The organism is Flavobacterium sp. CG_9.1 (assembly GCF_015751645.1).
GTDB lineage: Bacteria > Bacteroidota > Bacteroidia > Flavobacteriales > Flavobacteriaceae > Flavobacterium > Flavobacterium xanthum.
In genome coordinates, this window is the sequence record NZ_JADOVC010000021.1 from 25,733 (window position 1) to 50,628 (window position 24,896).

A 24,896-nucleotide genomic window follows, 5' to 3' on the forward strand; every position below is an offset into this window, starting at 1 on the left:
GTTCTTTCATCACGAGTTGTCCCGCTGTCCGCAGTATCTTTTGTATTTGCCAAAAAGCAAATACAAAAGGATACTTGCTTCCATCGGGGCTAGATTAGAATATTATGTTTTTCAGATTTTTATATTGCCTACTCTCACATTTCCAACCATGAAGGAATCTCATTAAAATTATTTTTATTAATTCCCTTAACACGGTGCTCTTTGCTGAGCCAATAAAAATCATTATATTTGTTAGTATAATTTAATTATACACCATGTCACAAGAAAAGCTGGATAAAAAAATTGTTTTTAGATCTGATACTAAAGAAGTTTCTAATTTGATTTTAGCTGGCAAACAGGCGGTAGCTAAAGCCATAAGAGAAAACAGAGCCTTAGGATTATCTTTTACTTATACAAGAGGAAACAAAGTAGTTCGTGAAAATGCAAACGGTGATATAGAAAACTTAAAAATTATTCCTTTGCGATCTTCTCTAAAAATAAAAAAAGGAACTATTTTGTATGTCAAGTCAAAGTAGAATTCGAGTTTTTGCGGGTCCAAACGGCTCTGGAAAAACATCGTTATATTCAGTAATAAGTAAAACCTACAATTCTGGTATTTTTATAAATGCAGATGAAATTGAAAAAATTCTTCAAACAAAAGGATTAATTGATTTGTCTGAATTTGGATTAAAAGTCACCACAAAAGATTTAGAAATATTCAGCTCTTTAAATGACAGTCAGTCATTATTTGCTAAAGCTATAAAAGAAAGCTATTCAATAGACATTACAATAGCTGAAAACTTCATTGTCAATAAACCCAAAAAAACCAACAGTTACGAAGCCGCTTTTACCGCAGCGTTCATTAGATATTTACTTGTAAAGGAACAAAAATCTTTTTCTTATGAGAGTGTAATGAGTGATAACTCAAAACTTCGAGAATTAGAAACAGCTAAAAAATTGGGATTCAAAACATATCTCTATTTCATTTGCACTGATGATTATGAAAAAAATATAGACCGAGTTAAACTAAGAGTGGCAAAAGGTGGACATAATGTAGATGTTGCTAAAATTAGAAAAAGATATTTTAAAACATTAGAAAACATTGCTGATGTTATAAAAACTGTTGACCGCGCCTTTTTATTTGATAATTCAGGAAAAAAAATGGATTTACTAGCCGAAGTATATCAAGGGAAAGCATTCAAATTTCACACGGAGAATCTTCCATTTTGGTTTGAAGAATATGTTTACAATAAATTTGATTTCTGATAAAGATTTTTTGACAGACATTAACAATCAATTCTATTTTAAATAAAAAACTAATCTTACCTATCTTAAATTAAACAATTCCTAAAACTCAATTTCGCTTATACTTTCTTTTTTACTAACTTTGAGGAAACTAAAAAAAAACAATTAATGAAACCAACCTCAATTCTCTGTTTGTTCCTACTACTGTTCATTTCTCATACCAATTACGCACAAACCACAGTCGATGATCCCGAAATAAAAAAAATGGTTGCCGAAGTAAAATCGGAAAACATGGAAGCTACGGTTCGAAAATTGGTTTCTTTTGGAACTCGACACACTTTAAGTGATACCAAAAGTAACACGCGTGGCATTGGCGCAGCGCAACGCTGGGTTAAATCAGAATTTGACAAATATGCTTTAGCATCTGGTGGAAGACTGACTTCAGTTATTGATTTTTTCACCATCAAAGCCGATGGAAAACGTATTGCCACAGACAGCCAGCTGGGAAATGTCATGGCGACCTTAAAAGGAACTGATCCTACAGATGATCGTGTACTAATTATTAGCGGCCATTTAGACTCGCGAGCTTCTGATGTTATGGATTCCAAATCAGATGCGCCTGGTGCCAATGATGATGCTTCCGGAGTAGCTGCCATGATGGAACTTGCGAGAATAATGAGCCAAAGAGAATTTCCTTTTACTTTAATTTTCGTAGCTGTTGTAGGCGAAGAACAAGGATTATACGGAGCCAAACATTTAGCCGATGTTGCCAAAGATGGAAAATGGAATGTAGTTGCGATGATCAACAATGACATGATTGGAAATAGTTTGTCTAGCGGAACGATGCTAAGAGACAACACCAGAGTTCGCGTTTTTAGCGAAGCTATTCCGTACCTAGAAACGGAAGCCGAATCAAAAATGCGCAAGGCAACTAATCGTGATAATGACAGTCCATCGAGACAATTGGCTCGATATATCAAAACAGTGACCAATCAATATGTAGAACAATTAGACATTAATTTAGTGTATCGCAACGACCGTTTCTTGCGTGGTGGCGATCATACTCCTTTCAGTCAAAATGGATTTACAGCGATTCGTTTTTGTGAAATGAATGAAAACTACGATCACCAACATCAAGATGTACGAAAAGAAAACAACATCCAATATGGTGATCTTGCTGAATTTATGGACTTTGAATACATGAAGAAGGTAACCTGTTCTAATTTGGCTACTTTCAGTAACTTAGCCTGGTCTCCAAAAGCTCCAACAAATGTTGGAATTGAAGTAAAAGACCTTACTAATTTCTCCACTTTAGTATGGACTGCTCCCGAAGGAAAATCAGTTTATGGCTATAATATCCTTATTAGAGAGACATCGTCTCAGCACTGGGAAAAAGCAATTTTTGTAAAAGACACTAAAGCTGAAATTCCGTATTCAAAAGATAACTTTTTATTTGCTGTACAAACGGTTGACGCATTAGGGCATTCCAGTTTACCCGTTTTCCCGATACCAATACGTTAAATAGTAGAAGATTTTAAACCCTGAAGCTATGTAGAAAATTTTGTTTTTATTGATGCAACTTAATTTCTTAAAGGTTCAATAAAACATCAAACAAAAAAGCGTTTGCCTGAGGCAAACGCTTTTTTTATGATTACTATTTACAACTTAAATACTAATTATAAACACTCTCTTTTTTGAAGTGAGTTGTCAGTAAATAATAAATTACCACTCTGTATTTATTTCTGTTAGAGCGACCGTATTTTTCCATGACAGCATCTATTGCAGCATCTAATTCTGGACCATCTGTAAGTCCTAATTTCTTAATCAGAAAATTGTGTTTTACTGTATCCATTTCGGCTTGCTGACTTCCAGCTACCGTAGCAGAATCATCATTATAAATTGACGGACCGCAACCAATAGTTACTTTTGTCAATAAATCCATATCTGGATGTAAACCGCATTTGTCTTTCAAATCGGCAGCATACTTTACAATTAATTCGTCTCTTGCGCTCATAAATAATAGTTTAATTGTTGGTTTATTATTATAACTCACTCAAATTTAAACAATTAATCATACTATTTAAAGCAATTCCCTAAAAAATTGAAGCAAAATACTATCGTTTTTTAATGTAGGTGTGAAAATTTCCAAAATACTTGGTTTTTCATTTTGAGCATACAAAGCAGTTAGACTTATTGCTAAACTCACTTCATCGCTGGCAATTGTATATTCAAAACCGTACATTTTAGCCAAATGTTCCGCCGTTAAACAATGTGAAGTTTCAAAGAAGGTATTAAAAACAGGACTTTCTTCATGTCCGGGTAAAATTCTAAAAATTCCTCCTCCACCGTTATTAATCAAAATAATCTTAAAATTTTTCGGGATATAATGGTTCCATAATGCGTTACTATCGTATAAAAATCCAATATCACCGGTAATGAAAACGGTTTGTTTTTCATTGGCAACAGCCGCACCAATAGCCGTAGAGGTGCTACCGTCAATTCCACTAGTTCCCCGATTGCAATACACTTCAATTGACGGATCAATATCTATCAATTGCGCATATCGAATAGCTGAACTATTGCTTATTTGCAACTGACTTTTCTTTGGTAAACCTTCTATCACTTTTTCGAAAACTTTAAAATCCGAAAAGGGAATTTTGTCTAGATAAATATCACTTTTTAGCTTTCGCAGCACTTTTACGGCGTCTAATTGATTGAAATAAGTGCTTTTTATTGCGTTTGTAAGTGGTAAGAAAGTTTCAAAAAACACATTTGGGTCTACTTCAAAATGTTGGGTCAAAGCGCCAAAAGTATCATATGCTCTTAACGTGTTAATATGCCAATGGTGTTTTGGTTTGTATTTTCTTAAAAAAGCCTTGATGCGTTTTGAAACTACCATTCCTCCAAAAGTTACTAAGATTTCCGGACGAAAATTTTCAAAATCTTCGTTGGTATAAGGCGTGATTATAGTATCGATATTATTGATAAAAGTAGCGTGGTGCAAATTAGACGTCGTCTCTGTCAGGACTACAACCGACTCGTCTTTGGCGAAAGCCTCAATTATATTTTCGCTAATAGCATTGGGATCATTTACGCCAACTAAAATCATTTTTTTAGTGGAATTGTTCCAAATCGTTGCAAATTCTGAAACGTCTTCAATGGAAATCGTCTGAATCACATTTGCGGAAGCGATGGTTTTCACTTCGACTGAAAGCTCCGAAACGGTTTCGTACAAAGGCTCTTCAAAAGGCGCATTGATGTGAACGGGACCTTTTTGAGTGATAGCCTTATTGATGGCTTCATTGATTTTTAAATCATTTTCGATAGAAACGTCCTGATGCAAATTAGCATTGTACAAAGAGTGGTTTTCAAATACATTTTCCTGCCGAATCGTTTGTCCATCGCCAATATCAATTTTGCTTTGCGGTCTGTCTGCCGAAATCACAATCATAGGAATCTGGCTGTAAAATGCTTCCGCAAAAGCCGGATAATAATTTAGTAAAGCAGAACCCGATGTACATACTAAAGCCACGGGTTGCTTGGTTTGTTGGGCTATTCCCAATGCAAAAAAAGCAGCCGAACGCTCGTCAGCAATACTGTAACATTGAAAAGCGGGATTGTTTACAAAACCAATTGTAAGCGGGGCATTTCGAGAACCCGGAGAAATAATTATGGTGGTGATTCCTTTGGCCAAACAAATTTCAATAATGCTTTGTGCTAAAGGTATTTTGGGGTAAATCATTGTTTTAGTTTCAAAGAAACAAAGTTACAAACTTGCCAGGCTTTTTGCTTTATTTTTAGCTCTTTTTTCTTAATTTTGAAGGAAAATAAATGCTTCATGGAAATCAAAATAAGACCTGCCGTTTTTACCGATTTAGATACAATATTGGAAATCATCAATCACCAAATACTGAACAGTACTTCGATTTATGATTATGAGCCACGTGATTTTGAAACCCATAAATTGTGGTTTGAAGACAAGTTAGCCCATGATTTACCTGTAATTGTCGCTGAAACTGAAAATGGAACGATTGGATATGCAACTTATGGCACTTTTCGTCATAAAATAGGCTACCGTTTTACAGTGGAACATTCTGTTTATGTTGCGGATGAATTTTTAGGAAAAGGCGTTGGTAAATTATTATTGGCTGAATTAATTCAATTGGCAACAAAACAAAAATACCACACTATGATTGGCGTTATTGACTCCGAAAACAAAGGAAGTATCGCTTTTCATCAAAAATTTGGTTTTGAAACCGTTGGCGTTATCAAAGAATCTGGCTATAAATTTGATCGTTGGTTGAGTTCCGTTTTCATGCAATTGATTTTGGAGTGATTTTTTTACCACAAATTACACAAATTTGCACAAATTAATTGTTGAGAATATAGGATTGAAATATTTACAGAAGCTAAATTGAGGCGATTTTAAAGTGTATCTTTGCGACTTTATAATTATTATGAGCTTTACTCTTCTTTCATCGCCTTTACAAGGATTTACCGACTTTCGTTTTAGAAACGCACAAAACAAACTTTTTGGCGGTATTGATACCTTTTACTCACCATATATTCGCTTAAACGGAAAGATGGTGATCAAACCATCATACGAGCGTGACCTTCTTCCGGAGAACAATCTTGATTTAGAGGTTATTCCGCAAGTGATAACAAATGATGCCGATGAATTTTTATTTGTGGCTAAATATGTTCGAGAATTGGGTTATAAAGAATTAAACTGGAATTTAGGTTGTCCGTATCCTATGGTCACCAAATCTGGTATGGGTTCTGGTTTGATCAGCAATCCCGAAAAAATCAATAACATTCTTCACAGAGCACATACTGAATCTGACATTATAGTGTCTATGAAAATGCGTTTGGGTTATGAAAACAGTGAAGAAATTCTTGACGTTTTACCTATTTTAGATACGTATCCTATTAAAAATATTGCGATTCATGCGCGTATTGGGAAACAACTGTATAAAGGTGGTGTAAACTTAGATGCGTTTCAATTATGTGTTGATAACACCAAACATAAATTATATTACAATGGTGATATAACTTCGGTGGCTAAGTTTCATGAAATGCAAGAACGATTTCCAACTATTGATCACTGGATGATAGGACGAGGATTAATTTCGGATCCTTTTTTACCTAACATGATAAAAAATAATACTTCAGAATATCCTACAAATAAAATAGAATTATTCAGTACGTTTCACAATACTTTGTATTCTATTTATAGTGAATCACTTTCCGGATCTACTCATATATTACTAAAAATGTATCACTTATGGGAATATTTCTCTGCTACATTTTCTAATCCGCATAAAGTTTTGAAGAAAATAAAAAAAGCGCAAAGTATTCGGAATTATGAAGCAGCTGTCGCAGATATTTTCAAAAACGAAAAATTCTAATTCAAAAATAAACGATTAAGAAACTATGAATAATTAAGCAACGAGTGTTACCAGTACTTAATGTGTTAGTGATTATCATTTGACAAATATTAAATTCTTAGTTAGTCCATAAAAAAAATGAGATTTTCAGCTGCTGAAAATCTCATTTTTTTTATAGAACTAGTAGAATATAATTAGGCTTTGATCCAGTTCATTACTTCAGGATCAGTTACTAATGTTTGTGGCGAAATTACTTTTTCTAATTCTCCTTTTTCGTTGATCAGGTATTTTTGGAAATTCCACTCTACGGCAGAATCCTGTAGTCCGTTTTTAGATTTTTGTGTCAAAAACTGATAAATAGCCGCCATATCTTCTCCTTTTACAGATACTTTGTCCATCATAGGAAAAGAAACACCATAATTCATTTGGCAAAACGTAGCGATTTCTTCGTTAGTTCCTGGCTCCTGTGAAGCAAAATTATTAGCTGGAAAACCCACAATTACCAAGCCTTTGTCCTTATATTCTTTATAAATAGCTTCTAAATCTTTATACTGTGGAGTTAGACCACATTTTGAAGCAGTATTTACTATTATTACTTTTTTGCCTTTTAAAGATGCAAAATCAAAACTCTTACCTGATAAATCTTCAACTTTAAATTGATAAATGGTTTCTTTTGTTATTGTTGGAGTTTTCATGGTAGTTTCAGATTTTTTAGGTTGTGCCTGATTTTGGCAGCTAAATAATAGTAAAGTGCAGGTGGCTGCAAATACAAGTTTTTTCATAATTGAAATTTTTTATAAAATTAAAAAAATATTTGTTTTAAAAAAGTGTTTTTTAGTTAAACAGTAGTTAAATAAAAAAGAAGCCTGACACTATGAATTGCCAGGCCTCCAAACAAATAAACAACAAATCTTAATGTGGTATTTAAAACGTGTAGGTAATCTTTCCTTTCATGAAGAAAGGCGTTCCTGGAGTAAAATGAATTTCTTCGACACTTTCAGGCTCATTTTGAAGCCTGGATTCTGTTGCAAACTGCGTTTCGTTCCATGCCGTGTCAAAAATATTCTCTACTGCAATTCCGAAATTGATATTCTTATATTGATAATTAACATTTAAATCGGAAATAAAATAACCTTTGGCAACAATGGAATTATCTTCATTTGCCGGACGATTTTTCAAATAACGATATCTGATTCCTCCTGAAAAACCATTCAATTTCTGGAAACTCAAACCACCTGTCGTCGTGAAATCTGGCGCTAAAGGAATGTAATCCTGACCTTTTGGTTCATCAATACTTCTGGCGTACGTATAATTTGCATCAGCATCAAAATACAACCAATCGTTCAATTGATAACGCAGTCCTAACTCTGCTCCCATACGTCTTGATTTTCCGCTTGGCTCAATGATTCCAGCATCTCCCACGTAAATAAACTCCTGTTCTAAAAATAAATACCATAATGCAGAATTTACAATTAACTTTGGAAATGGTTTCCAAATGGTTCCAATATCCGTTCCTATCGCGGTTGGCAAAATTTGCTTTCCACTGTTTTGAACCACTACGCGTGCATCATTCGAATGAAAACCCATTCCTGATTTTACAAAAAATTGTAAATTATTATTCTGCGAATAAATAAAATTCAGTTTTGGAGAAAATTTCACTTTCGATTCCGATTGTGTTTTGTAATTGTCCATCAATTTATCTTGATAATTGAATTTGAAATAATCCAATCGAATCGCTGGGTTTATCATCAGTTTTCCAAAGTTGAATTCAGAATTCAAATAGGTGAACAAATTAGACTGATCGATATCACCTAATTTTATATTCTCAAGAACAGTTCTTCTGTTCAAAGTATGTGAAAGCTCCGTATCTGTTGTTGCATCAGCACGAAAACCAGCTCCAAATTGCAACAATACATCAATATCATTTAATTTTGTTTTCTTGTTTAACTCGGCATTCATTCCATAAATATCTCTGTTTTCTTTCTGTTTAATTTGGTCGCCATTAATTGGATCGTCCAAGAAAAAAGTAAAATTAGAATACAATTCAAATTGATAATTGGAATAAAAAGCATTTGCCTTTAAGAACGTATTTTCATCAATTGGTTTACTCAAACTTGCATTAAAATTGGTTCGAGAAGTAGTTCCTCCTTCAGTATCATCAACTGCGCCAAATCTTGAAATCGTTCCATTATCAACTAAACGTTGCGGAATTTGACCAGAAGCGTCCCATTTGCTGGTAAAGCGAGAGGCCAAGATTGAAAATTTGCTATTATCCTTCAGAATAGCAGAATATTTACCCAATAAATTGACTCTGCTAAAATTTTGTGGAGAATCAAATGGACCATCTGTTAGGATATATTCTGTGGCAATGTAAGCACTTTGCGTTTTTTGGTTGCCCAAAAGATTAAAAAGCCCCACCGTTCTCAGCGTATTAAATTGTCCAACTTCGACACCAATACTACTTTTTTCAATTTTATCCTTAGTTTGGAAGGCAACGTATCCTGCCGTAGCAAAATCCCCTTTGTTGGCATAATACGTGCCCTTTCCAAAATCTATTTTTTCTACCGTTTCCGGGATTACAAAATGCAAATCAGCGTAACCCTGACCATGTGCGTGAGATACCATATTTACTGGCATTCCATCTACCGAAATGGCAATATCAGTACCGTGATCAATATCAAAACCTCTCAAATATATTTGTTCTGCTTTTCCACCGCCAGCATGTTGCCCAATGAATAATCCTGGTACTTTTCTCAAAATTTCTTGCGAAGAATTTACCGGTGTCGTTTGCAAATCTATTTTTGAAATGACATTCATAGCTGATAGTTTGGGTTGAATAACAATTACATCTAATCTAAAAATATCATCTTCCAAAATAATTGTATCATCCATTGAAGTAATGGTGAAATCTGATTTTTTATATCCTAAAGCCGTTATTTTAATCACATTTCCAACAACCGTTTTATCCAAACTGAACATTCCAAATTCGTTTGTGTGCGCATGGCTTCCGGAATTGGTGTTAACTAAATAAGCATTCTCAACAGGATTTCCATCGCGATCCAAAACTTTTCCTTTTTGGATTTGGCCATAAGAAGACAACCCAAAAAGGGTAATCATCACTAATATAAAACTTTTCATCCGTTATAATTGGTTTACCTTTTTCTCATAAATAGGTCCCAATTCATACAAGCTAGACAGTAATTCTTCCTTAATAGGTTTCGTTTTAAGTGCTAAATTATTTGATTTATAAATCATGGCCAAGTGGTATTGTACCTTAGGTTCAAAGGATTTTCCAACCACATGATTCTGAGCAATTTCTAATGCTTTTTTATTTTCACCTATATTTAAATAGGACCAAGCCAATAAATCATAGGAATCAGCAGTAGGTCTATGTGCAACTTCAATTTTAGCAATTTCTAATGCTTTTGAAGCCGTTTCTTTATCATCAGCATAAATCAAAGCATTGTATTTATTGTACATTGCACCATAATTATTTTTTTCCATCATAGAAAAATAAGCGTTTCTATTTTTTATTTCATTGACCTTATCCCCTTTAAATTCGGCAATTTGAGATTTCAACAGATAAAAATCGGGCTTATTATGAGTGGTGGCAATAGCATCAATAATTCTATTTGCTTCATTAGCATTTCTTTCTTTGGAAAAAACAATCCAAGCAATTCCTTTTAACGCATAGGAATAGTTAGGGTCTAATGCTAATGTTTTTAGAAAACTTTCATACGATTCCTGAATTCTTCCAGCATGTCCATAAAAATCTCCTAGATTAGAATAGGACCAAATTTTAAGTGTTTTATTATCTTCTTTTTCAGCAATATCTCTTGCTTTTTCCATAAAAGTAATGGCAGTTTCCAAATCCCCTTTATGATCGTTCCATTTTGCCAAACGAATTAAATAATCAAAACTATTCATGTCCCTTATGGCATTCAAATTTTTAACCGCTTTAGGATAATTTCCCAATTCCATTTGAACATCGAACAATAATTTTTGAGTTTCTTTTTTTCCTTCGCCTATGAGTAATGCTTTATTTGCTAATACCAACGCTTCTTTAAAACGGTGTTGTGAAATATAATTGCGAGATAAAGAACGAATGGTTGACACCCTTGAATATTGATTAGATTCATTGTATTTTGTCAATAATTCTTCGCTTTTATATAGATTCTTAACATCACCGGTATGTTCAAAAAGGGTATTATAGTTTGCTGCAAGCTGACTTAAGTAACTCATTTGGTTTGGCGCCGCATCGTATTTTTTTTGCCAATAATCGATTTCATTATGAGCAAAAGTCAATGATTTATTTTCCTTTAAAGTCAAGTATTTATTATAGTCGTCTGCTTTTGTAATTTGTTCTGATTTAGTTTCGCAACCGAATAGGAAACCGATTGTAAAAACTAAAAATGATATTGTTTTTAAAGTTTTCATACTCTAATTGTTTTGTTTGTTTGTTTGTTTGTTTGTTTAAAAAAAAGCAGAGCGAATAGTTCTTATGGATACCGCTCTGCTTTTTTTGATAAATATTACCAAGCAGAAGCTAAGTACGGGAAAGAAGTCCCAAATGCTTTATCATTTGAATTCACATTATCTTTGGTAAGCGTTGGATTAGATACACCTGTAGGTCCACCAAAAATCAATAGCAATTCAACATCGATAACGTCATCTGCCAAAGCTCTTCCTGTTAATACATTAGTTCCATCAAAGAAAGTGGTTGGTGCAGTTTTAGATACTCCTAATACATCTGTCGCCAAAAGACCAGAAAGCTGTGCAGCGGTTTGACCTAAAGCATTTGTACTATACGCCGGATTTAAAGCTAATAATCTAGATTGAAAAACAGATTGATAGGTTGCTCCCATAGCCGAAGGAATAGCAGCATTAAAATCATCTTTAGGCTGTCCTGAAGCAACGAATACCGTATTGATTGCTGGTCTTGCCATTTGATCTTGCTGAACAAAAGTTCCTGAAAAATCAAGGCTTACAGAAGAATCACCGTTTGAATCGTCATTATCACAATTTACTGAAACAACTGCAGCAACTAGTGCGATTGTTATAATTTTGAATTTATTTGTTTTACTCATGATGTTTGTATTTAAGAAATCGTAATTTTCGATTTCATGTTTATTACTTTTTTAAATAAAATTAATTATTGTTTTTTCTTAGTTTCAGCCCAAACATTTATTGTGCTTGATGAACCCAACATTGTTTTTGGAACTTCTACTACAATTGACATTACATTAGTTCCTGCAAATGTGTCTTTCCCTGGATTATTAAATCCTGTAGCAGTTCCTCCAAGAATTGCTTGAAATTGACCTAAATCAAAAAAGAAAGGATCATCTCTTGGTCCTGCAAAAAATTTCATTCCGTTTTGTTCCGCTGTTAAAGCTGTTGCACCATATTGAGATATAGTAACATTTCCTGAAGCAGCAGTAGTTTTAATTGTACTTGTTGTTCCGGTTGTTCCTGGAGCTACTGGTCCAAAGAAATACATCTTGTCGTCTCTCTTAATTGCTTGAATCACTAAATCTTCAACATTGTCCCCATTGTTATCGATATTAATTTCTACCATAACATTGTCTTTAAATGTAGCAGCACCAGTAGCATTAGGACTCAACAATCCTTGTGTGTTTACTGCAAATACTAAATTACTCGTGTTTTGCCCTTGAAAAGCATATACATCCGTAATATCTCCTGCGTCTCCTGACATTGTTGCGGGAGCATCAATGTGATCCGCTGCTACTAAAATTAAGCCCGAAACCGCCACTAGCGATAGACCTAAAATCATTTTTGTTTTTTTCATTTTGTTTTAAATTAAAAGGTTATAAAGTCATTTACGGGATAGTTTCCGATTTGGTTTTCTAAAACATAAAAAAAAATCAATTTAATTATTAAGTATTTACAATTCAATGCTTTACATCCTTAAAAAAAATACAATTATTTTCAATTTATTTTATTTACTGTCTTGAATTCGATAAAATCGAGTATTTTTAAATAAGATTGTATAAGTTTGTAGAAGAAAAACAATAAGATATGAGTCAAGAAGAGTTATTAGTCCTAATTTATAAGAAAGACGAAAGGGCATTTACACATTTATATGATATGTATTCCAAAAGTCTCTTTTCGGTTGTCAATGTTCTTGTAAAAAATAGAGAAGAAGCTGAAGACATACTTCAGGAAGTATTTGTTAAAATATGGAAAAACATAGATTCCTATCATGAAAGTAAGGGAAGATTCTACACTTGGATTCTCAATATTGCTAGAAATACATCGATAGATAAACTGCGTTCTAAAAACTTTAATAACAGTCAAAAAAACCTTTCTACTGATAATTTCGTAAATCACTTTGAAGACAGTTCTAAATTGTCTGAAAAAATGGATACTATAGGTTTACAGGAATTTGTAAAAAGGCTGAAACCAAAATGTATTCAAATAATTGATTTACTGTTTTTTAAAGGGTATACTCAGCAAGAAGCTTCAGATGAACTGGCAATACCTTTGGGGACAGTAAAAACGCAAAATAGAAACTGTATTAACGATCTACGAAATTATTTGAAAGTATAATGGAAACAAAAGAATATATTGAATCAGGAATCCTAGAACTCTATGTTTACGGTTCACTAAGTGAAACTGAAAGCGAGGAGGTTGCCAAAATGGCAAAAAATAACCCGGAAATAAATGCTGAAATTATCGCTATTGAGAAATCAATTGTGTCGCTATCATCTAGCTTTTCACCATTTCATTCGGTAGCTAATTTCGAAAAAATTAAAGAGAAATTAGAGCTAAAACATGTTGAAGTCATACAATTAGAACCTACTAAAAACAGGTCTCAATACATTGGTTGGGCCGCAGCTGTGTTATTATTGGTAGGTATTGGTTACCAATACAATCAGTTAAATCAGACTTCAACGCAAGTCGCCAATACTGCAATTGAAAAAGCAAAATTAGAGAAAGAGTTTAATGTATTAAAATTGAAAAATACGGCTAATGAAACCAGTTTAGCGGTTGTTAGAGACGTTAAAAACACGGTTGTGGCCCTTGGCGGACAAGCAGTTGCTCCAGAATCTTCGGCTAAAGTGTATTGGAATCAAGACACTAAAGTAGTGTATATTGATGCTGCTGGTTTACCAGAACCACCAGAAGGAATGGTGTATCAAGTTTGGGCACTAAAATTAAGCCCTTTGACTCCAACCAGTATTGGATTGTTAGAAGACTTCGATGTGAACGAACAAAAATTATTTGCAGTGAATAATGCTAATGAGGCAGAAGCTTTTGGAATTACACTTGAACCTAAAGGAGGAAGTTTAACTCCTACAATGGAGCAATTATATACTTTAGGAAAAGTATAAAAACATATTTTCTAGTAATAAAAAAGGTTCAACTTTGCAGTTGAACCTTTTTTTATGAAAAATATTTACCACTTATTTCTTGTAATACTTCTTATATTTAGGATAGGAAACGGCTCCAAATAAAGCAATTCCTCCTAATGAATACCAAATCCAGCTCAATGAATGTGCTTCACCACTAGCATACGAATGTAATCCTACCAAGTGAAAGTTTACCCCATAATACGTAAACAATGTAGAAATAAACGCAAACATACTCATTAAATTAAAAATCCATTTCCCTCTCAAAGAAGGAACAAATCGGGCATGAATAACAAACGCATACACCATAATGGTGATCAAAGCCCAAGTTTCTTTTGGATCCCATCCCCAATAACGCCCCCAACTTTCGTTAGCCCATTGCCCACCTAAAAAGTTACCAATAGTTAACATAATAAGACCAATGGTAAGTGACATTTCATTAATGTATGTAATCTCTTGAATATTCAAATCCATTTTGGCTTTGTTTTTTTCATTGGTAAACAAAATCAATAACAAGGCAACAGCACCTAAAATCATTCCTAAAGCTAGTGGCCCATAACTTCCAACAATCACTGCAACGTGAATCATTAACCAATAAGAATTCAGCACTGGTTGTAGATTTGCAATTTCAGGATCAATCCAATTCAAGTTCGCTGCAAATAAAATCATAGACGTTACAAATGCAGAAGAAGCTACAGTCAATTTGGATTTTCGATCAAAAGCCAAACCAAAAAACATCGTTGCCCAAGCAACATAAATAATCGATTCGTATGCATTACTCCATGGTGCGTGACCAGAAATATACCAACGTGCTATTAAACCAAGAGTGTGTAAAACAAAGAGAAATGCAATAATAATGTGCATTCCATTTACTGCATAATGCAACCATTTACGTTCTTTAAAAATTTGTAAAATAGTGAATAGCAACATTGCGATAGCCGCTAAACCATACCAATTTGTCAATTTTTTGAATACATCGTATTTATTATACAACACTTCTGAGGTGATTTTGTCATCGCTTGGCATTACTTTGCTACCAAAACGTTTTTGAAAACCATTGATACTTTCCAGCAATTCATCGGCAGTTTTGAAATCATTGGAACTTGAAGCATTCGCTAACGAGCCGAAATACAAAGGCAGTACATTTTTAGTGTATGTTGCTTCCATTCCTTTGAAACCAGACTCATTGAGTTCTAAGTAGGAAACCCATTTATTATTTTTATCCTCGGGAATAGGGAAAATCTTTAAAATTCGTCCACTCAAAGCAGATTCCATTAAATTGACTTTCTTGTCGGTTTCTATAAAATCCTTTTCAAATTGGTTAGGATTAGCAGCTTTGAAGGCTTCTTCTAAATATTTAGTAAGCTTATAATTTCCCTTTTTATCGAAGAAAGAGACAAAAGGAGCAAATTTTGCCTTTTTATCAATTCCGATAATTTTACGAATACTGTCATTCCCACTTTTGATATAAATGATTGGAATTTCGATCCAGTAGCTTGCGTATTGTGTCATGGACAAAAATACTTGGTCGGAATTCATTCCGTTATACGTATCATCATGACTCACTTTACGCAATAATTCTGATGAAAAAGTATTAATAGGTTTCATTCTCCCGCCACCATCTTGGATCACAAGTCGGCCAAATTTAGCTGCGTGTCCTTCCGGCACTTTGTATTTAGTTATTAGAGCATTAAGCTCGTCCTGACTTAAAACTTCTTTAATATGGTTTGAGTGCGTTGCAGGTGCTGCTTCAGCTTCCGTATGCGCATGTCCTTCATGATCTGCATGGTCATGTTCTTGTTCCTGTGCAAAACTATTGAAACTAAATAAGAGCATTAAAATAGTCAACAATTTTGCTTTTTTCATTTTCACGACTTCTAACTTGCGTTTGATATCCGCAAAACGAGAATATTTAGTAAACATAATGGCCATCATGGCAAAATACAACATAAAATAACCCGCGTATGTTAGGGCAGTTCCCCAAAAATCATGATTAACTGATAATACTGTTCCTTTTTCATCAGGATCAAAACTAGATTGAAAAAAGCGGTAGCCTTCATGATCTAACACATTATTCATATAAATTCTGGCATCAAATGTTTCTTTGTCCATGACGGTTACTTTACTTTCAAACGAGGAATAACTTTTCTCTGTTCCAGGATATTTCTGTGCAATAAAGTCATTTAGTTTAATCTTAAATGGCAAAATATACGCTTTACTTCCGTAGAAAAAAGTATAGTCAATGTTTCCAATCTTTACTGTTTTAGACTCCCCTATTTTACCTTTAGAACCTAAAATAGTTACTGTTTTTTCTTGTCCCTCTGCTTTGACTTTAAGTACCAATGCGTCTTCATGAGTTTTCGCTTTAAAATCATTTTCAGATTCATAATCTACGACGCCCTTAACTGCTGGATCTGGAAATACAAAACGCATTTCGCCAATACTGTATAAAGAGCGCATCATTAGCGGCTGTACATTATCTTTTGTGACTTTGCCTTGCAGTTTATCAGCCATCCTCATAAAGTTCCCTTCAAAAGGGGTTTGGATCGTATACGCACTTCCTGTGGTAGTAATGTTTATAGCACCATCCGTATATTTATTTAATGAAAATAATACATTATGAATGTTTTGCACTTCGCCTTCTTTCAAGAAATGCTCGTGACGACCGCCATCTCCTGCTTCCACTATTTTTAAATATACAATTCCGTTTGGATCGGGTTTGATATATTCTTTAGCTCCCATAATGAAGTTTTCATATTCTACTTCAAATGGTGTATCAGCAAATTTTTCGGAAATACTAAAACTATTATTTGTCGCTGGGGAAAGCAATACTTTATTTTCAAAAACCCTGCGTTTCATTTCGCCCTTATATTCACCATCTACAAAAACAGTAAGAAAGGTTTTATCTGAAAAAATTTGATTTTCAGCTGCGCCTTCGCGAATGGGCATCATTCCTTCATAGCTGATATAACGTGTAACAAAAGCACCCGCAATAATAAATATAAAAGACAAATGGAGTAATAAAGTAGCCCATTTTTCCTTTTTTAATAGCTGGTAACGCTTAATATTCCCAATAAAATTGATTAAGAAAAAGACGTGAATGGCTTCAAACCACCATGCATTGTAGATTAAAATTTTTGCGGTATCGGTGTTGTATTTACTTTCGATAAAAGTTCCGGTTGCCATGGCTACTGCGTAAGCAATAAAAAGAAAAGCCATTAATCGAGTTGAAAACAAAAAAGAAAATATTTTTTTATCCATTTTTATGGGATTATGTTTTGTAAAAGTGCCACAAAAGTACTTAAAAATGTTGACTTCTATATTCGGACATTTGTTAATTTAATCCAAAATTAAGTGTGGTAGACAAAGCTAAAAATATTCTCTTTTTTGGGATAATATCACTGTTTTAGCAGCGTAAAATTTGACTAAAACTCTTAATATTTTTTTCCTAATTTTGTCCCATGGTCAAAGTAGTAATTATCGGTTCTGGAAATGTGGCGCAACATTTGATTGCTGCATTTCAAAACGGTCCAAATTCAGGAACGGAAATCAAATTGGTGCAGGTCTATTCCAGACAAATCGCTACAGTTTCTCATTTAGTGGAATTGGATAAAATCACAAATGAATGGGAATCCTTAATGGAGGCCGATTTATATATTATTGCCGTTTCGGATGATGCCATTTCACTTGTTGCCGCTGCGCTTCCCTTCAAAAATAGATTGGTGGTACATACTTCTGGCAGTGTTCCTTTGAACGCATTGAATGATGAAAACCGAAAAGGAGTTTTCTATCCTTTGCAAACATTTACGAAGAACAAACCAGTCGATTTCACGACTATTCCCATCTGTTTAGAAAGCGAGAATGCAACTGATTTTCAATTACTGAGTAAAGTAGCTAAATCAATATCTGATTCTATTTTCGCCATTAACTCCCAGCAACGAAAAGCCTTACATGTTGCAGCCGTATTTGTCAATAATTTCACAAATCATTTGTACCAAATAGGGGAAGAAATTTGTCAGGAGCATCAGGTACCGTTTGGCATTTTAAAACCTTTAATTACTGAAACTGCAAATAAAATAATGGTACTTTCGCCGCAGGATGCACAAACAGGCCCTGCAAAACGCAATGATACGGTCACTATTGAAGCCCATCAAGCTTTTTTATCAAATGAAAATCATCTCAATATTTATAATATACTAACACAATCTATACAGCATAATGGCAAAAAGTTATAAAGAAATAATGAATGACATCACTACTTTTATTTTTGATGTCGATGGCGTTCTTACAGACAGCTCTGTTTTTGTAACTAACGAAGGTGAAATTCTAAGAACAATGAATATTCGTGATGGTTACGCCATGAAAGCGGCAGTAGAAAGTGGGTATAATGTGTGCATTATTTCAGGAGGAAGCAATGAAGGGGTTCGGGTCCGATTGCGGAATCTTGGAATTACAGATATTTATTTGGGTACGTCAGATAAAGTTCAAACGTTTGATGAATATACAGATGTTTACCAAATAAATCCAGAACACGTTCTCTACATGGGCGATGATATTCCAGATTATCATGTTATGAAATTAGTGGGTTTATCCACTTGTCCACAAGATGCAAGTCCTGAAATAAAAGCGATTTCAAAATATATTTCGCACAAAAATGGAGGAAAAGGAGCTGCACGCGATGTCATTGAACAAGTGATGAAAGCGCAAGGGAAATGGATGGCTCATTTTGATGGAAAACACGATTAGATTAACGATTTTTAATTTCAAATTTTTGATTTCAGATTTTTGATTTCAGATTTTTGATTTCAGATTTTGAGAAAACCCATAACTCCTAACTTTTAAATGAAATTCCTAAAACTCATCCGCTACCAAAACCTGCTGATGCTTGCTTTTATGCAGCTTATTTTTAGGTACGGATTTTTTAAAATTCAAAATGTTCCTTTGGCATTAACCGATTGGCAGTATTTGCTTTTGGTCTTATCTACGGTTTTGCTCGCTGCTGGTGGCTACATTATCAATAATATTTTTGACCAAGACACTGATAACAGCAATAATCCCAATTCCGTAATTGTAGGCAAAAGTATTTCTGAAAATCAAGCATATAATTTATACGGAATTTTTACTGTTACGGGCGTAGTTATTGGTTTTTACCTTTCAAATGTGATACAAAAACCAGGCTTTGCCTCCCTTTTTATTCTGATTGCAGCTGCACTTTATTTGTACGCCAGCAGTTTGAAACAAATGATGCTCATTGGTAATATTATTGTCGCTTTATTACTTTCCTTTAGTGTACTTATTATTGGATTTTTTGATTTATATCCTGCTATAGGAATAGACAATCCGCAACAAATGAGAATCTTTTTTTCTATATTATTGGATTATGCTATATTTGCTTTTATGATTAACCTGCTTAGAGAAATAGTTAAAGACATCGAAGATATACATGGCGATTACAACCAAGGAATGAACACGTTCCCTATTGCAATAGGGAAATCAAAAACTGCAAAAATAGTTTGTGTATTAAGTTTAATTCCGCTCTCTTTTATCCTGTATTACATCAATAAATACCTAATCGAAGTGGTATTTGTAACGGTTTATTTGTTGGTTTTTGTTGTTGGTCCGCTACTGTTTTTCACCATAAAAATATGGACGGCCACATCTAAAAAAGAATTCCATAACTTGAGTTCACTTTTGAAATTAATCTTGTTTTTTGGAATTTTATCTGTTGTAGTTATTAGTTTAAATATAAAATATAATGCTTAGAAATCAATTAAAAAAATACCGCTTAATTTTAGCATCGGGATCGCCAAGACGCCAACAATTCTTTAAAGATTTAGATTTGGATTTTGAAATCCGACTCAAAGAAATTGAAGAAATTTACCCACCAGAATTAAGTGGACATGAAATCACTACGTATTTGGCCGAACTAAAAGCCAGTGCTTTTGAAGGCGAACTGCAGCCCCACGAAATTCTGATCACTAGTGACACCATCGTTTGGCACAACAATAAAGCTTTGGGTAAACCAAAAGATGAACAAGAGGCCTATGAAATCCTAAAATCATTATCGAATGCGACTCATGAAGTCATTACTTCCGTTTGTTTTAAAACCAATGAAAAAGTAGATGTATTGTATGAAGTAACGAAAGTCACTTTCAACGAGTTAAGCGATGAATCGATTAGGTTTTACTTAGAAAATTACAAACCGTATGACAAAGCAGGTGCGTATGGCATTCAAGAATGGATTGGGTTTATAGGTGTTGCAAAAATTGAAGGTTCGTATGCTAATGTGATGGGAATGCCAACTGATAAAGTATTTGAATATTTACGTAAATTAGTCTAATTTAAAGGATGGAAATGTCATTTATACACGAATACACAAAGGAATTAATTGCCACTGGAATTTTAGGAATTTCGCTTATTTTTTTAAGAATTGTTGCTACAAAACTAGTGCGTCGTTATGCAAAGACGAACCAAACTTTAGAGCACAGAACAAATTTATTGATTAAATACCTGCATTTATTGATCAATATTTTAGTGATAATTGCTTTGATAATTATTTGGGGAGTTCAAACTAAAGATATTACCATAGCACTTTCTTCCATTACCACTGTTGTAGGTGTGGCATTGTTTGCGCAATGGTCTATTTTAAGCAATATTACAGCGGGTGTAATTTTGTTCTTTTCATTTCCATTTAAAATTGGTGATGTCATCAAAATACATGATAAAGATTTTCCCGTTATGGCTGAAATAGAAGATATTGGCGCTTTTCATGTTTTCTTAAAAACAAGTGATGGAGAAATAATCATTTATCCCAACAACCTTCTATTGCAAAAAGGAATATCTATATTAGAAAAACAATTCAATGATAAAGAATACGTAGATTAATTCATAACTTTATAGCTTATCTAGTGATCTAAAGAGTGAACCTATTTAAAATTATTTTTAAAATAAATCAGATAGCACTCAATTTTAATTATTTACAACAAAAAGCAGATTCAAATTGGAAGTCCGTTAACATGTTATAGAAGGTTTACTGCTACTTAATAAATCTATTCTATTGTTTTTCTGAGCAATTTGTAGTCATTATTTACAGCGCTTGTGAAGTTGGAAATACTATCTCCTTATTGGTAATCAAGCACGAAAACTAAAGATTAAAAAGTGATAATTATATAACTATTGACACAAAATGTATAATACATTACTTTTTATAAAGCCACATATTTGTCAGTTGAAAGTAGTCCAATATTAGTTCTTTTTAACACAACACTAGTAAGATATGAATGATACCCTAAAAGTTCCCTTTTATGCTAAATTGTCGCTGACTTTGTTGGGATTAATTGCTATTGTATTTATTTTCTATATTGGCCAGAACATCTTGATTCCAGTAATGATGTCCTTTCTATTTGCCATCTTACTGTATCCTATGGTTCAGTTTTTTAAGTTAAAACTTCGATTCCCACATGTACTGGCGGTAATGATTGCGGTACTATTTTTTGTTTTAATTTTTATTGGTCTTTTTGTATTTCTTTCTTTCCAACTTAGTGATTTTGCAGATGATTTTGATAAAATTGAAAGAAATATAAACATTCACCTTAGAAATATTCAAGGATTTGTAAGAGATAATTTTCACTTAAGTTCCAGAGAACAAAAGCAATATATTGATACCGCTACCGAAGACTCCATGGAAAAAGGAAAAGAAATTATTGGTACAACATTAATGTCGTTTACGGACACTTTGGTAAACCTTACTTTGATTCCCATCTATACTTTTTTAATCCTTTTATACAGAACCCATTTTTTGCTGTTTTTATCCAAATTAGTTAAAAAAGAAAACCATGAGCAACTAAAAAATATTCTAACGAATATTAGGGTTGCAATCAACAGCTACATTGTAGGATTAATTATTGAAATGATCTTAATTTCAGCAATGACAACTTTTGGTTTTATGCTGATCGGAGTAAAATATGCTATTTTATTAGGAATTGTTACAGGAATTCTAAACCTGATTCCTTATATCGGAATTCTCTTTGCGGGACTTTTAAGCATCGTTGCTTCGCTAACTGGCTCACCGGATTTATCGATAATTATTGGTGTCATAGTGATTACCATCGTCGTTCAATTAATAGATAATAACATTATTGTGCCAATGATTGTAAGTTCTAAAGTCGAAATAAATGCGTTCGTTTCGATTATTGGAATCATCATCGGGGGAGCAATTGCTGGAGTTTCCGGTATGTTTTTAGCACTTCCAATTCTGGCCGTTTTAAAAGTGATTTTTGACCGAGTAGAATCTCTAGAAGCATGGGGCTATTTGATGGGAGATCATTTACCTAAAACTTATACTTGGCGAAAAATTAAATTACCGCTTTTTGATTCAGAAGCACCACCTGAAAAAAACACAATAAAAACGGATCTTCCTTTACCCGTGTTTACGGAAACCACCACTGAAAATTCGAGTAATCGAACTGATGTATAATGTAAAAAAAATAGCTTAAAATTCTATTTTTATTAAAATCTCAATGCAATTGACACGAAATTTTCTTAAGATTGCCTTTTCATTTTTTTTCAGTTGATATCCAAACAATGTATAAAAAAATAAATCTTATTTTGCTTCTTATATTGTTCAGTTGTTTTCAAACTTCTGTGGCACAAGAAACAACGAAAAAGAAAGATTCATCCGGCGTTTATACAAATATTAAAAATTATTCCAAGAAGAACAAGTTTACACGTTTGATGCACAAGCTAGTTTTTAGATCACCAGTAATAAAAAAGGAAGGAATTAAAGAAGTTCAAAAAAAATACGGATTCTTTGAAGGTAAAATTATTAGAAAAATTACCATTGTAACTCTTGATCCCTTTGGATATTCTGAAATTGATACTTTAAAAAAACCAAAAAATTGGGCAGAAAGAAACGGGAATAAAATCCATATTAAAACAAACCGGCTCGCCATACTCAATTTATTGCTCATCAAAAAAAACACCCCATTTGATTCCTTATTAGTAAGAGAATCTGAGCGTTTAATAAGAACGCAACGCTTCATTAATCGCGTCGATGTTGCACCAAAATTGATTAGTAGCAGTTCGGATTCTGTTGACATCTCGATTCGGGTTTTAGACTCTTGGAGCCTTGTTCCTAAAGGTTCTCTTTCTAGCTCCAGAGCCAGTTTTGAGTTGAATGACCGCAATTTCTTAGGATTTGGTCATCAGTTTGAAAATAAATTCAGAAATAGATTCAGTGATGGCAAAAGTGCTTACGCTGTTTCTTATACAGTACCCAATATAAAAAATACGTTTATAAATACAAAAGTTAGTTATACTATTGATTTAGAAGGATATTATGGAAAAAGTATCACTATTGATCGTCCTTTCTACTCGCCTTTGACAAAATGGGCTGGTGGAATCTATTTAGACCAGCAATTTAGAAAAGACACCCTACCCGACTCCAATTTAGTTTTTGCTTTTCAGAACTTTAAATTCAATACCCATGATTTTTGGGCGGGAAGATCTTTTAGAATTTTTAAAGGAAATACGGAAAGGGAGCGAACAACAAATCTGATTACAGCCGGTCGATTTTTACATTTGCAGTATTTGGAAAGCCCGATTTTTGATTATGATCGTAGTGATTTTTATTCTAATGAAAAACTGGCCTTGATAGGCATCGGTATTTCATCTCGAAAATTTATCAGAGACCGCTATATTTTCCAAAATGGAATTATTGAAGATGTACCAATCGGAAAAATATATGGCATAACAACGGGTTATCAGCATAAAAATAGCGCTGGACGTTATTATTTGGGCGGTCGCGCTGCATTTGGAAACTTCTTCAAATGGGGATTTTTGAGTGCTAATTTTGAATTAGGTACTTTTTTTGAGAAATCAACAACCAAACAAACCGCATTTTCATTTCAGGCCAACTATTTTACGAATTTAATGCAGCTTGGAAAATGGAAACTACGTCAGTTCATTAAACCACAGCTGGTGATTGGTTCCAACCGGGTAGATACCATTGGAGATCAACTTTCAATCAATGAAAATTACGGCCTAAATGGCTTTATAATAGCTGAATATGGAACTGAAAAAGCTATACTAACCTTGCAAACGCAATTTTACAGCCCTTGGAATCTTTGGGGTTTCCGACTAAATCCTTATTTTAATTATTCTGTTGCCATGTTAGGAAATGCTAAAAAAGGATTAACGGAAAGTAAGGCCTATTCGAAAATTGGTATTGGACTAATCATAAATAATGATTTTTTAGTGTTTAGCGCCTTTCAAATATCACTCTCCTATTATCCATCCATTCCTGGAAATGGAGAAAACATTTTCAAAACGAATTCTTTTGAGACAACTGATTTTGGTTTTCAAGATTTTGAACTTGCAAAACCTCGGACTGTAATCTATAGATGATCGAAATACAAATCCATTTGTCTCTTATAATAACAAAAACAGGTAAAGCATTACTTTTCAAAACATTAAAAATAGAAATCAAAACAGCAAAGCGTGAATTTTATAATTAAATACCATAATTGTATAAGTTTTTATAAAGTATTATTGTTTACTTTTATACTATAATTATTCATAACTAAAACCAAAATAAATGAAAAAAGTTACCTTTTATTTAATGATGATGGTATTGTCATTAAGTGTTGTTCCTACTCAAATGTTAGCAGCTGAAAAAAACCCAACAGCAATTGCTAATACTCCAAAAGAAGTGCCTGCAGAAGTTAAAGTATTGCTTAATCGTCTTGACGAAATAAAAGCAATGGACAAATCTTCTTTGAATTCAGCAGAGAAAAAAGAATTACGTAAAGAAGTTCGTGCTATCAAAACTGAATTAAGATCTACAGGAAACGGAGTTTATTTGTCTGTAGGAGCTATCATTATTGTTATTCTTTTGTTGATTCTTTTGTTATAAACA

General features: G+C 33.5%; 23 protein-coding genes. 15 read left to right on the forward strand and 8 right to left on the reverse strand.

Annotated features, from left to right (window positions below; genetic code table 11):
- Nucleotides 1-254 precede the first annotated feature (254 nt).
- From IWX83_RS11880 to IWX83_RS11890, 3 genes are all read left to right on the forward strand, one after another.
- The gene (locus tag IWX83_RS11880) at nucleotides 255-515 is read left to right on the forward strand and encodes a hypothetical protein (protein WP_196829887.1); all 261 of its coding nucleotides are present in this window, start codon (nucleotides 255-257) and stop codon (nucleotides 513-515) included.
- The gene (locus IWX83_RS11885) at nucleotides 499-1,245 is read left to right on the forward strand and encodes a hypothetical protein (protein ID WP_196829888.1); all 747 of its coding nucleotides are present in this window, start codon (nucleotides 499-501) and stop codon (nucleotides 1,243-1,245) included. The genes IWX83_RS11880 and IWX83_RS11885 overlap by 17 nt, the downstream gene beginning before the upstream one ends.
- A gap of 147 nt (nucleotides 1,246-1,392) precedes the next feature.
- On the forward strand, nucleotides 1,393-2,745 hold the full coding sequence (locus IWX83_RS11890; protein ID WP_196829890.1) for a M28 family metallopeptidase: 1,353 nt from the start codon (nucleotides 1,393-1,395) through the stop codon (nucleotides 2,743-2,745).
- Nucleotides 2,746-2,896: 151 nt separating this feature from the next.
- On the opposite strand, the gene IWX83_RS11895 is transcribed toward IWX83_RS11890, so the two are convergent.
- Nucleotides 2,897-3,238 (reverse strand): DUF2853 family protein, encoded by a 342-nt coding sequence (locus IWX83_RS11895; protein ID WP_196829892.1) that lies wholly within the window; start codon nucleotides 3,236-3,238, stop codon nucleotides 2,897-2,899.
- 66 nt (nucleotides 3,239-3,304) lie between these two features.
- Nucleotides 3,305-4,966, reverse strand: a complete 1,662-nt coding sequence (menD, locus tag IWX83_RS11900) for a 2-succinyl-5-enolpyruvyl-6-hydroxy-3-cyclohexene-1-carboxylic-acid synthase (RefSeq protein WP_196829894.1) — start codon at nucleotides 4,964-4,966, stop codon at nucleotides 3,305-3,307.
- A gap of 96 nt (nucleotides 4,967-5,062) precedes the next feature.
- On the opposite strand from menD, the gene IWX83_RS11905 reads away from it, so the two are divergent.
- Both IWX83_RS11905 and IWX83_RS11910 read left to right on the forward strand, forming a co-directional pair.
- On the forward strand, nucleotides 5,063-5,560 hold the full coding sequence (locus IWX83_RS11905; protein WP_073354053.1) for a GNAT family N-acetyltransferase: 498 nt from the start codon (nucleotides 5,063-5,065) through the stop codon (nucleotides 5,558-5,560).
- A gap of 121 nt (nucleotides 5,561-5,681) precedes the next feature.
- Nucleotides 5,682-6,632 carry a tRNA-dihydrouridine synthase gene (locus IWX83_RS11910; protein ID WP_196829896.1) on the forward strand — a complete coding sequence of 317 codons (951 nt, stop codon included), beginning with the start codon at nucleotides 5,682-5,684 and terminating at the stop codon, nucleotides 6,630-6,632.
- 173 nt (nucleotides 6,633-6,805) lie between these two features.
- Here the strand turns inward: IWX83_RS11910 and IWX83_RS11915 are convergent, their stop codons facing one another.
- The 5 genes from IWX83_RS11915 to IWX83_RS11935 form a co-directional block, all read right to left on the reverse strand.
- A complete protein-coding gene (locus IWX83_RS11915) occupies nucleotides 6,806-7,393 on the reverse strand; it encodes a glutathione peroxidase (RefSeq protein WP_073354050.1) in 588 nt (195 codons plus the stop codon).
- Nucleotides 7,394-7,535: 142 nt separating this feature from the next.
- Nucleotides 7,536-9,749, reverse strand: coding sequence for a TonB-dependent receptor plug domain-containing protein (locus tag IWX83_RS11920; protein WP_196829898.1), 2,214 nt, complete (start codon nucleotides 9,747-9,749; stop codon nucleotides 7,536-7,538).
- A gap of 3 nt (nucleotides 9,750-9,752) precedes the next feature.
- Complete coding sequence (locus IWX83_RS11925; RefSeq protein WP_196829900.1) at nucleotides 9,753-11,048, reverse strand: lipopolysaccharide assembly protein LapB; 1,296 nt, start codon at nucleotides 11,046-11,048, stop codon at nucleotides 9,753-9,755.
- Nucleotides 11,049-11,143: 95 nt separating this feature from the next.
- Complete coding sequence (locus IWX83_RS11930; protein WP_196829902.1) at nucleotides 11,144-11,698, reverse strand: DUF4331 family protein; 555 nt, start codon at nucleotides 11,696-11,698, stop codon at nucleotides 11,144-11,146.
- Between the two features lie 65 nt (nucleotides 11,699-11,763).
- The gene (locus IWX83_RS11935; RefSeq protein ID WP_196829904.1) at nucleotides 11,764-12,417 is read right to left on the reverse strand and encodes a DUF4331 family protein; all 654 of its coding nucleotides are present in this window, start codon (nucleotides 12,415-12,417) and stop codon (nucleotides 11,764-11,766) included.
- Nucleotides 12,418-12,647: 230 nt separating this feature from the next.
- Here IWX83_RS11935 and IWX83_RS11940 point away from each other — a divergent pair, with 230 nt between their 5' ends.
- Together IWX83_RS11940 and IWX83_RS11945 are read left to right on the forward strand one after the other, a co-directional pair.
- Nucleotides 12,648-13,178 carry an RNA polymerase sigma factor gene (locus IWX83_RS11940; RefSeq protein WP_196829906.1) on the forward strand — a complete coding sequence of 177 codons (531 nt, stop codon included), beginning with the start codon at nucleotides 12,648-12,650 and terminating at the stop codon, nucleotides 13,176-13,178.
- On the forward strand, nucleotides 13,178-13,963 hold the full coding sequence (locus IWX83_RS11945; protein WP_196829908.1) for an anti-sigma factor domain-containing protein: 786 nt from the start codon (nucleotides 13,178-13,180) through the stop codon (nucleotides 13,961-13,963). The genes IWX83_RS11940 and IWX83_RS11945 overlap by 1 nt, the downstream gene beginning before the upstream one ends.
- Nucleotides 13,964-14,035: 72 nt before the next feature.
- On the opposite strand, the gene ccsA is transcribed toward IWX83_RS11945, so the two are convergent.
- Nucleotides 14,036-17,242 carry a cytochrome c biogenesis protein CcsA gene (gene ccsA / locus IWX83_RS11950; protein WP_196829910.1) on the reverse strand — a complete coding sequence of 1,069 codons (3,207 nt, stop codon included), beginning with the start codon at nucleotides 17,240-17,242 and terminating at the stop codon, nucleotides 14,036-14,038.
- 200 nt (nucleotides 17,243-17,442) lie between these two features.
- Here ccsA and IWX83_RS11955 point away from each other — a divergent pair, with 200 nt between their 5' ends.
- From IWX83_RS11955 to IWX83_RS11990, 8 genes are all read left to right on the forward strand, one after another.
- Entirely contained in the window at nucleotides 17,443-18,216 is a 774-nt protein-coding gene (locus IWX83_RS11955) for a Rossmann-like and DUF2520 domain-containing protein (protein ID WP_073354037.1), read from the forward strand.
- On the forward strand, nucleotides 18,200-18,727 hold the full coding sequence (locus IWX83_RS11960; protein ID WP_073354036.1) for an HAD family hydrolase: 528 nt from the start codon (nucleotides 18,200-18,202) through the stop codon (nucleotides 18,725-18,727). The genes IWX83_RS11955 and IWX83_RS11960 overlap by 17 nt, the downstream gene beginning before the upstream one ends.
- 96 nt (nucleotides 18,728-18,823) lie before the next feature.
- Nucleotides 18,824-19,744, forward strand: coding sequence for a geranylgeranylglycerol-phosphate geranylgeranyltransferase (locus IWX83_RS11965; protein ID WP_073354034.1), 921 nt, complete (start codon nucleotides 18,824-18,826; stop codon nucleotides 19,742-19,744).
- Complete coding sequence (locus IWX83_RS11970; RefSeq protein WP_073354032.1) at nucleotides 19,737-20,321, forward strand: Maf-like protein; 585 nt, start codon at nucleotides 19,737-19,739, stop codon at nucleotides 20,319-20,321. Before IWX83_RS11965 ends, IWX83_RS11970 begins: the two co-directional genes overlap by 8 nt.
- Nucleotides 20,322-20,335: 14 nt before the next feature.
- Nucleotides 20,336-20,866: a mechanosensitive ion channel domain-containing protein gene (locus IWX83_RS11975; RefSeq protein ID WP_196829911.1), complete on the forward strand. Its 531-nt coding sequence runs from the start codon at nucleotides 20,336-20,338 to the stop codon at nucleotides 20,864-20,866.
- A gap of 391 nt (nucleotides 20,867-21,257) precedes the next feature.
- A complete protein-coding gene (locus IWX83_RS11980; RefSeq protein WP_196829913.1) occupies nucleotides 21,258-22,457 on the forward strand; it encodes an AI-2E family transporter in 1,200 nt (399 codons plus the stop codon).
- Between the two features lie 107 nt (nucleotides 22,458-22,564).
- Nucleotides 22,565-24,385, forward strand: coding sequence for a hypothetical protein (locus tag IWX83_RS11985; RefSeq protein ID WP_196829915.1), 1,821 nt, complete (start codon nucleotides 22,565-22,567; stop codon nucleotides 24,383-24,385).
- 190 nt (nucleotides 24,386-24,575) lie between these two features.
- Nucleotides 24,576-24,893: a hypothetical protein gene (locus IWX83_RS11990; RefSeq protein WP_073354026.1), complete on the forward strand. Its 318-nt coding sequence runs from the start codon at nucleotides 24,576-24,578 to the stop codon at nucleotides 24,891-24,893.
- Nucleotides 24,894-24,896 lie beyond the last annotated feature (3 nt).

Excerpts from the sequence above, each read along its gene's own strand:
- IWX83_RS11955 (WP_073354037.1), top strand. The coding sequence starts at position 17,443 with ATGGTCAAAGTAGTAATTATCGGTTCTGGAAATGTGGCGCAACATTTG.
- IWX83_RS11975 (WP_196829911.1), top strand. The coding sequence starts at position 20,336 with ATGTCATTTATACACGAATACACAAAGGAATTAATTGCCACTGGAATT.
- ccsA (WP_196829910.1), bottom strand. The coding sequence starts at position 17,242 with ATGGATAAAAAAATATTTTCTTTTTTGTTTTCAACTCGATTAATGGCT.
- IWX83_RS11890 (WP_196829890.1), top strand. The coding sequence starts at position 1,393 with ATGAAACCAACCTCAATTCTCTGTTTGTTCCTACTACTGTTCATTTCT.
- IWX83_RS11920 (WP_196829898.1), bottom strand. The coding sequence starts at position 9,749 with ATGAAAAGTTTTATATTAGTGATGATTACCCTTTTTGGGTTGTCTTCT.
- IWX83_RS11985 (WP_196829915.1), top strand. The coding sequence starts at position 22,565 with ATGTATAAAAAAATAAATCTTATTTTGCTTCTTATATTGTTCAGTTGT.
- IWX83_RS11990 (WP_073354026.1), top strand. The coding sequence starts at position 24,576 with ATGAAAAAAGTTACCTTTTATTTAATGATGATGGTATTGTCATTAAGT.
- IWX83_RS11880 (WP_196829887.1), top strand. The coding sequence starts at position 255 with ATGTCACAAGAAAAGCTGGATAAAAAAATTGTTTTTAGATCTGATACT.
- IWX83_RS11925 (WP_196829900.1), bottom strand. The coding sequence starts at position 11,048 with ATGAAAACTTTAAAAACAATATCATTTTTAGTTTTTACAATCGGTTTC.
- IWX83_RS11970 (WP_073354032.1), top strand. The coding sequence starts at position 19,737 with ATGCTTAGAAATCAATTAAAAAAATACCGCTTAATTTTAGCATCGGGA.
- IWX83_RS11960 (WP_073354036.1), top strand. The coding sequence starts at position 18,200 with ATGGCAAAAAGTTATAAAGAAATAATGAATGACATCACTACTTTTATT.
- IWX83_RS11945 (WP_196829908.1), top strand. The coding sequence starts at position 13,178 with ATGGAAACAAAAGAATATATTGAATCAGGAATCCTAGAACTCTATGTT.
- menD (WP_196829894.1), bottom strand. The coding sequence starts at position 4,966 with ATGATTTACCCCAAAATACCTTTAGCACAAAGCATTATTGAAATTTGT.
- IWX83_RS11930 (WP_196829902.1), bottom strand. The coding sequence starts at position 11,698 with ATGAGTAAAACAAATAAATTCAAAATTATAACAATCGCACTAGTTGCT.
- IWX83_RS11905 (WP_073354053.1), top strand. The coding sequence starts at position 5,063 with ATGGAAATCAAAATAAGACCTGCCGTTTTTACCGATTTAGATACAATA.
- IWX83_RS11940 (WP_196829906.1), top strand. The coding sequence starts at position 12,648 with ATGAGTCAAGAAGAGTTATTAGTCCTAATTTATAAGAAAGACGAAAGG.
- IWX83_RS11935 (WP_196829904.1), bottom strand. The coding sequence starts at position 12,417 with ATGAAAAAAACAAAAATGATTTTAGGTCTATCGCTAGTGGCGGTTTCG.
- IWX83_RS11965 (WP_073354034.1), top strand. The coding sequence starts at position 18,824 with ATGAAATTCCTAAAACTCATCCGCTACCAAAACCTGCTGATGCTTGCT.
- IWX83_RS11980 (WP_196829913.1), top strand. The coding sequence starts at position 21,258 with ATGAATGATACCCTAAAAGTTCCCTTTTATGCTAAATTGTCGCTGACT.
- IWX83_RS11885 (WP_196829888.1), top strand. The coding sequence starts at position 499 with ATGTCAAGTCAAAGTAGAATTCGAGTTTTTGCGGGTCCAAACGGCTCT.
- IWX83_RS11895 (WP_196829892.1), bottom strand. The coding sequence starts at position 3,238 with ATGAGCGCAAGAGACGAATTAATTGTAAAGTATGCTGCCGATTTGAAA.
- IWX83_RS11910 (WP_196829896.1), top strand. The coding sequence starts at position 5,682 with ATGAGCTTTACTCTTCTTTCATCGCCTTTACAAGGATTTACCGACTTT.
- IWX83_RS11915 (WP_073354050.1), bottom strand. The coding sequence starts at position 7,393 with ATGAAAAAACTTGTATTTGCAGCCACCTGCACTTTACTATTATTTAGC.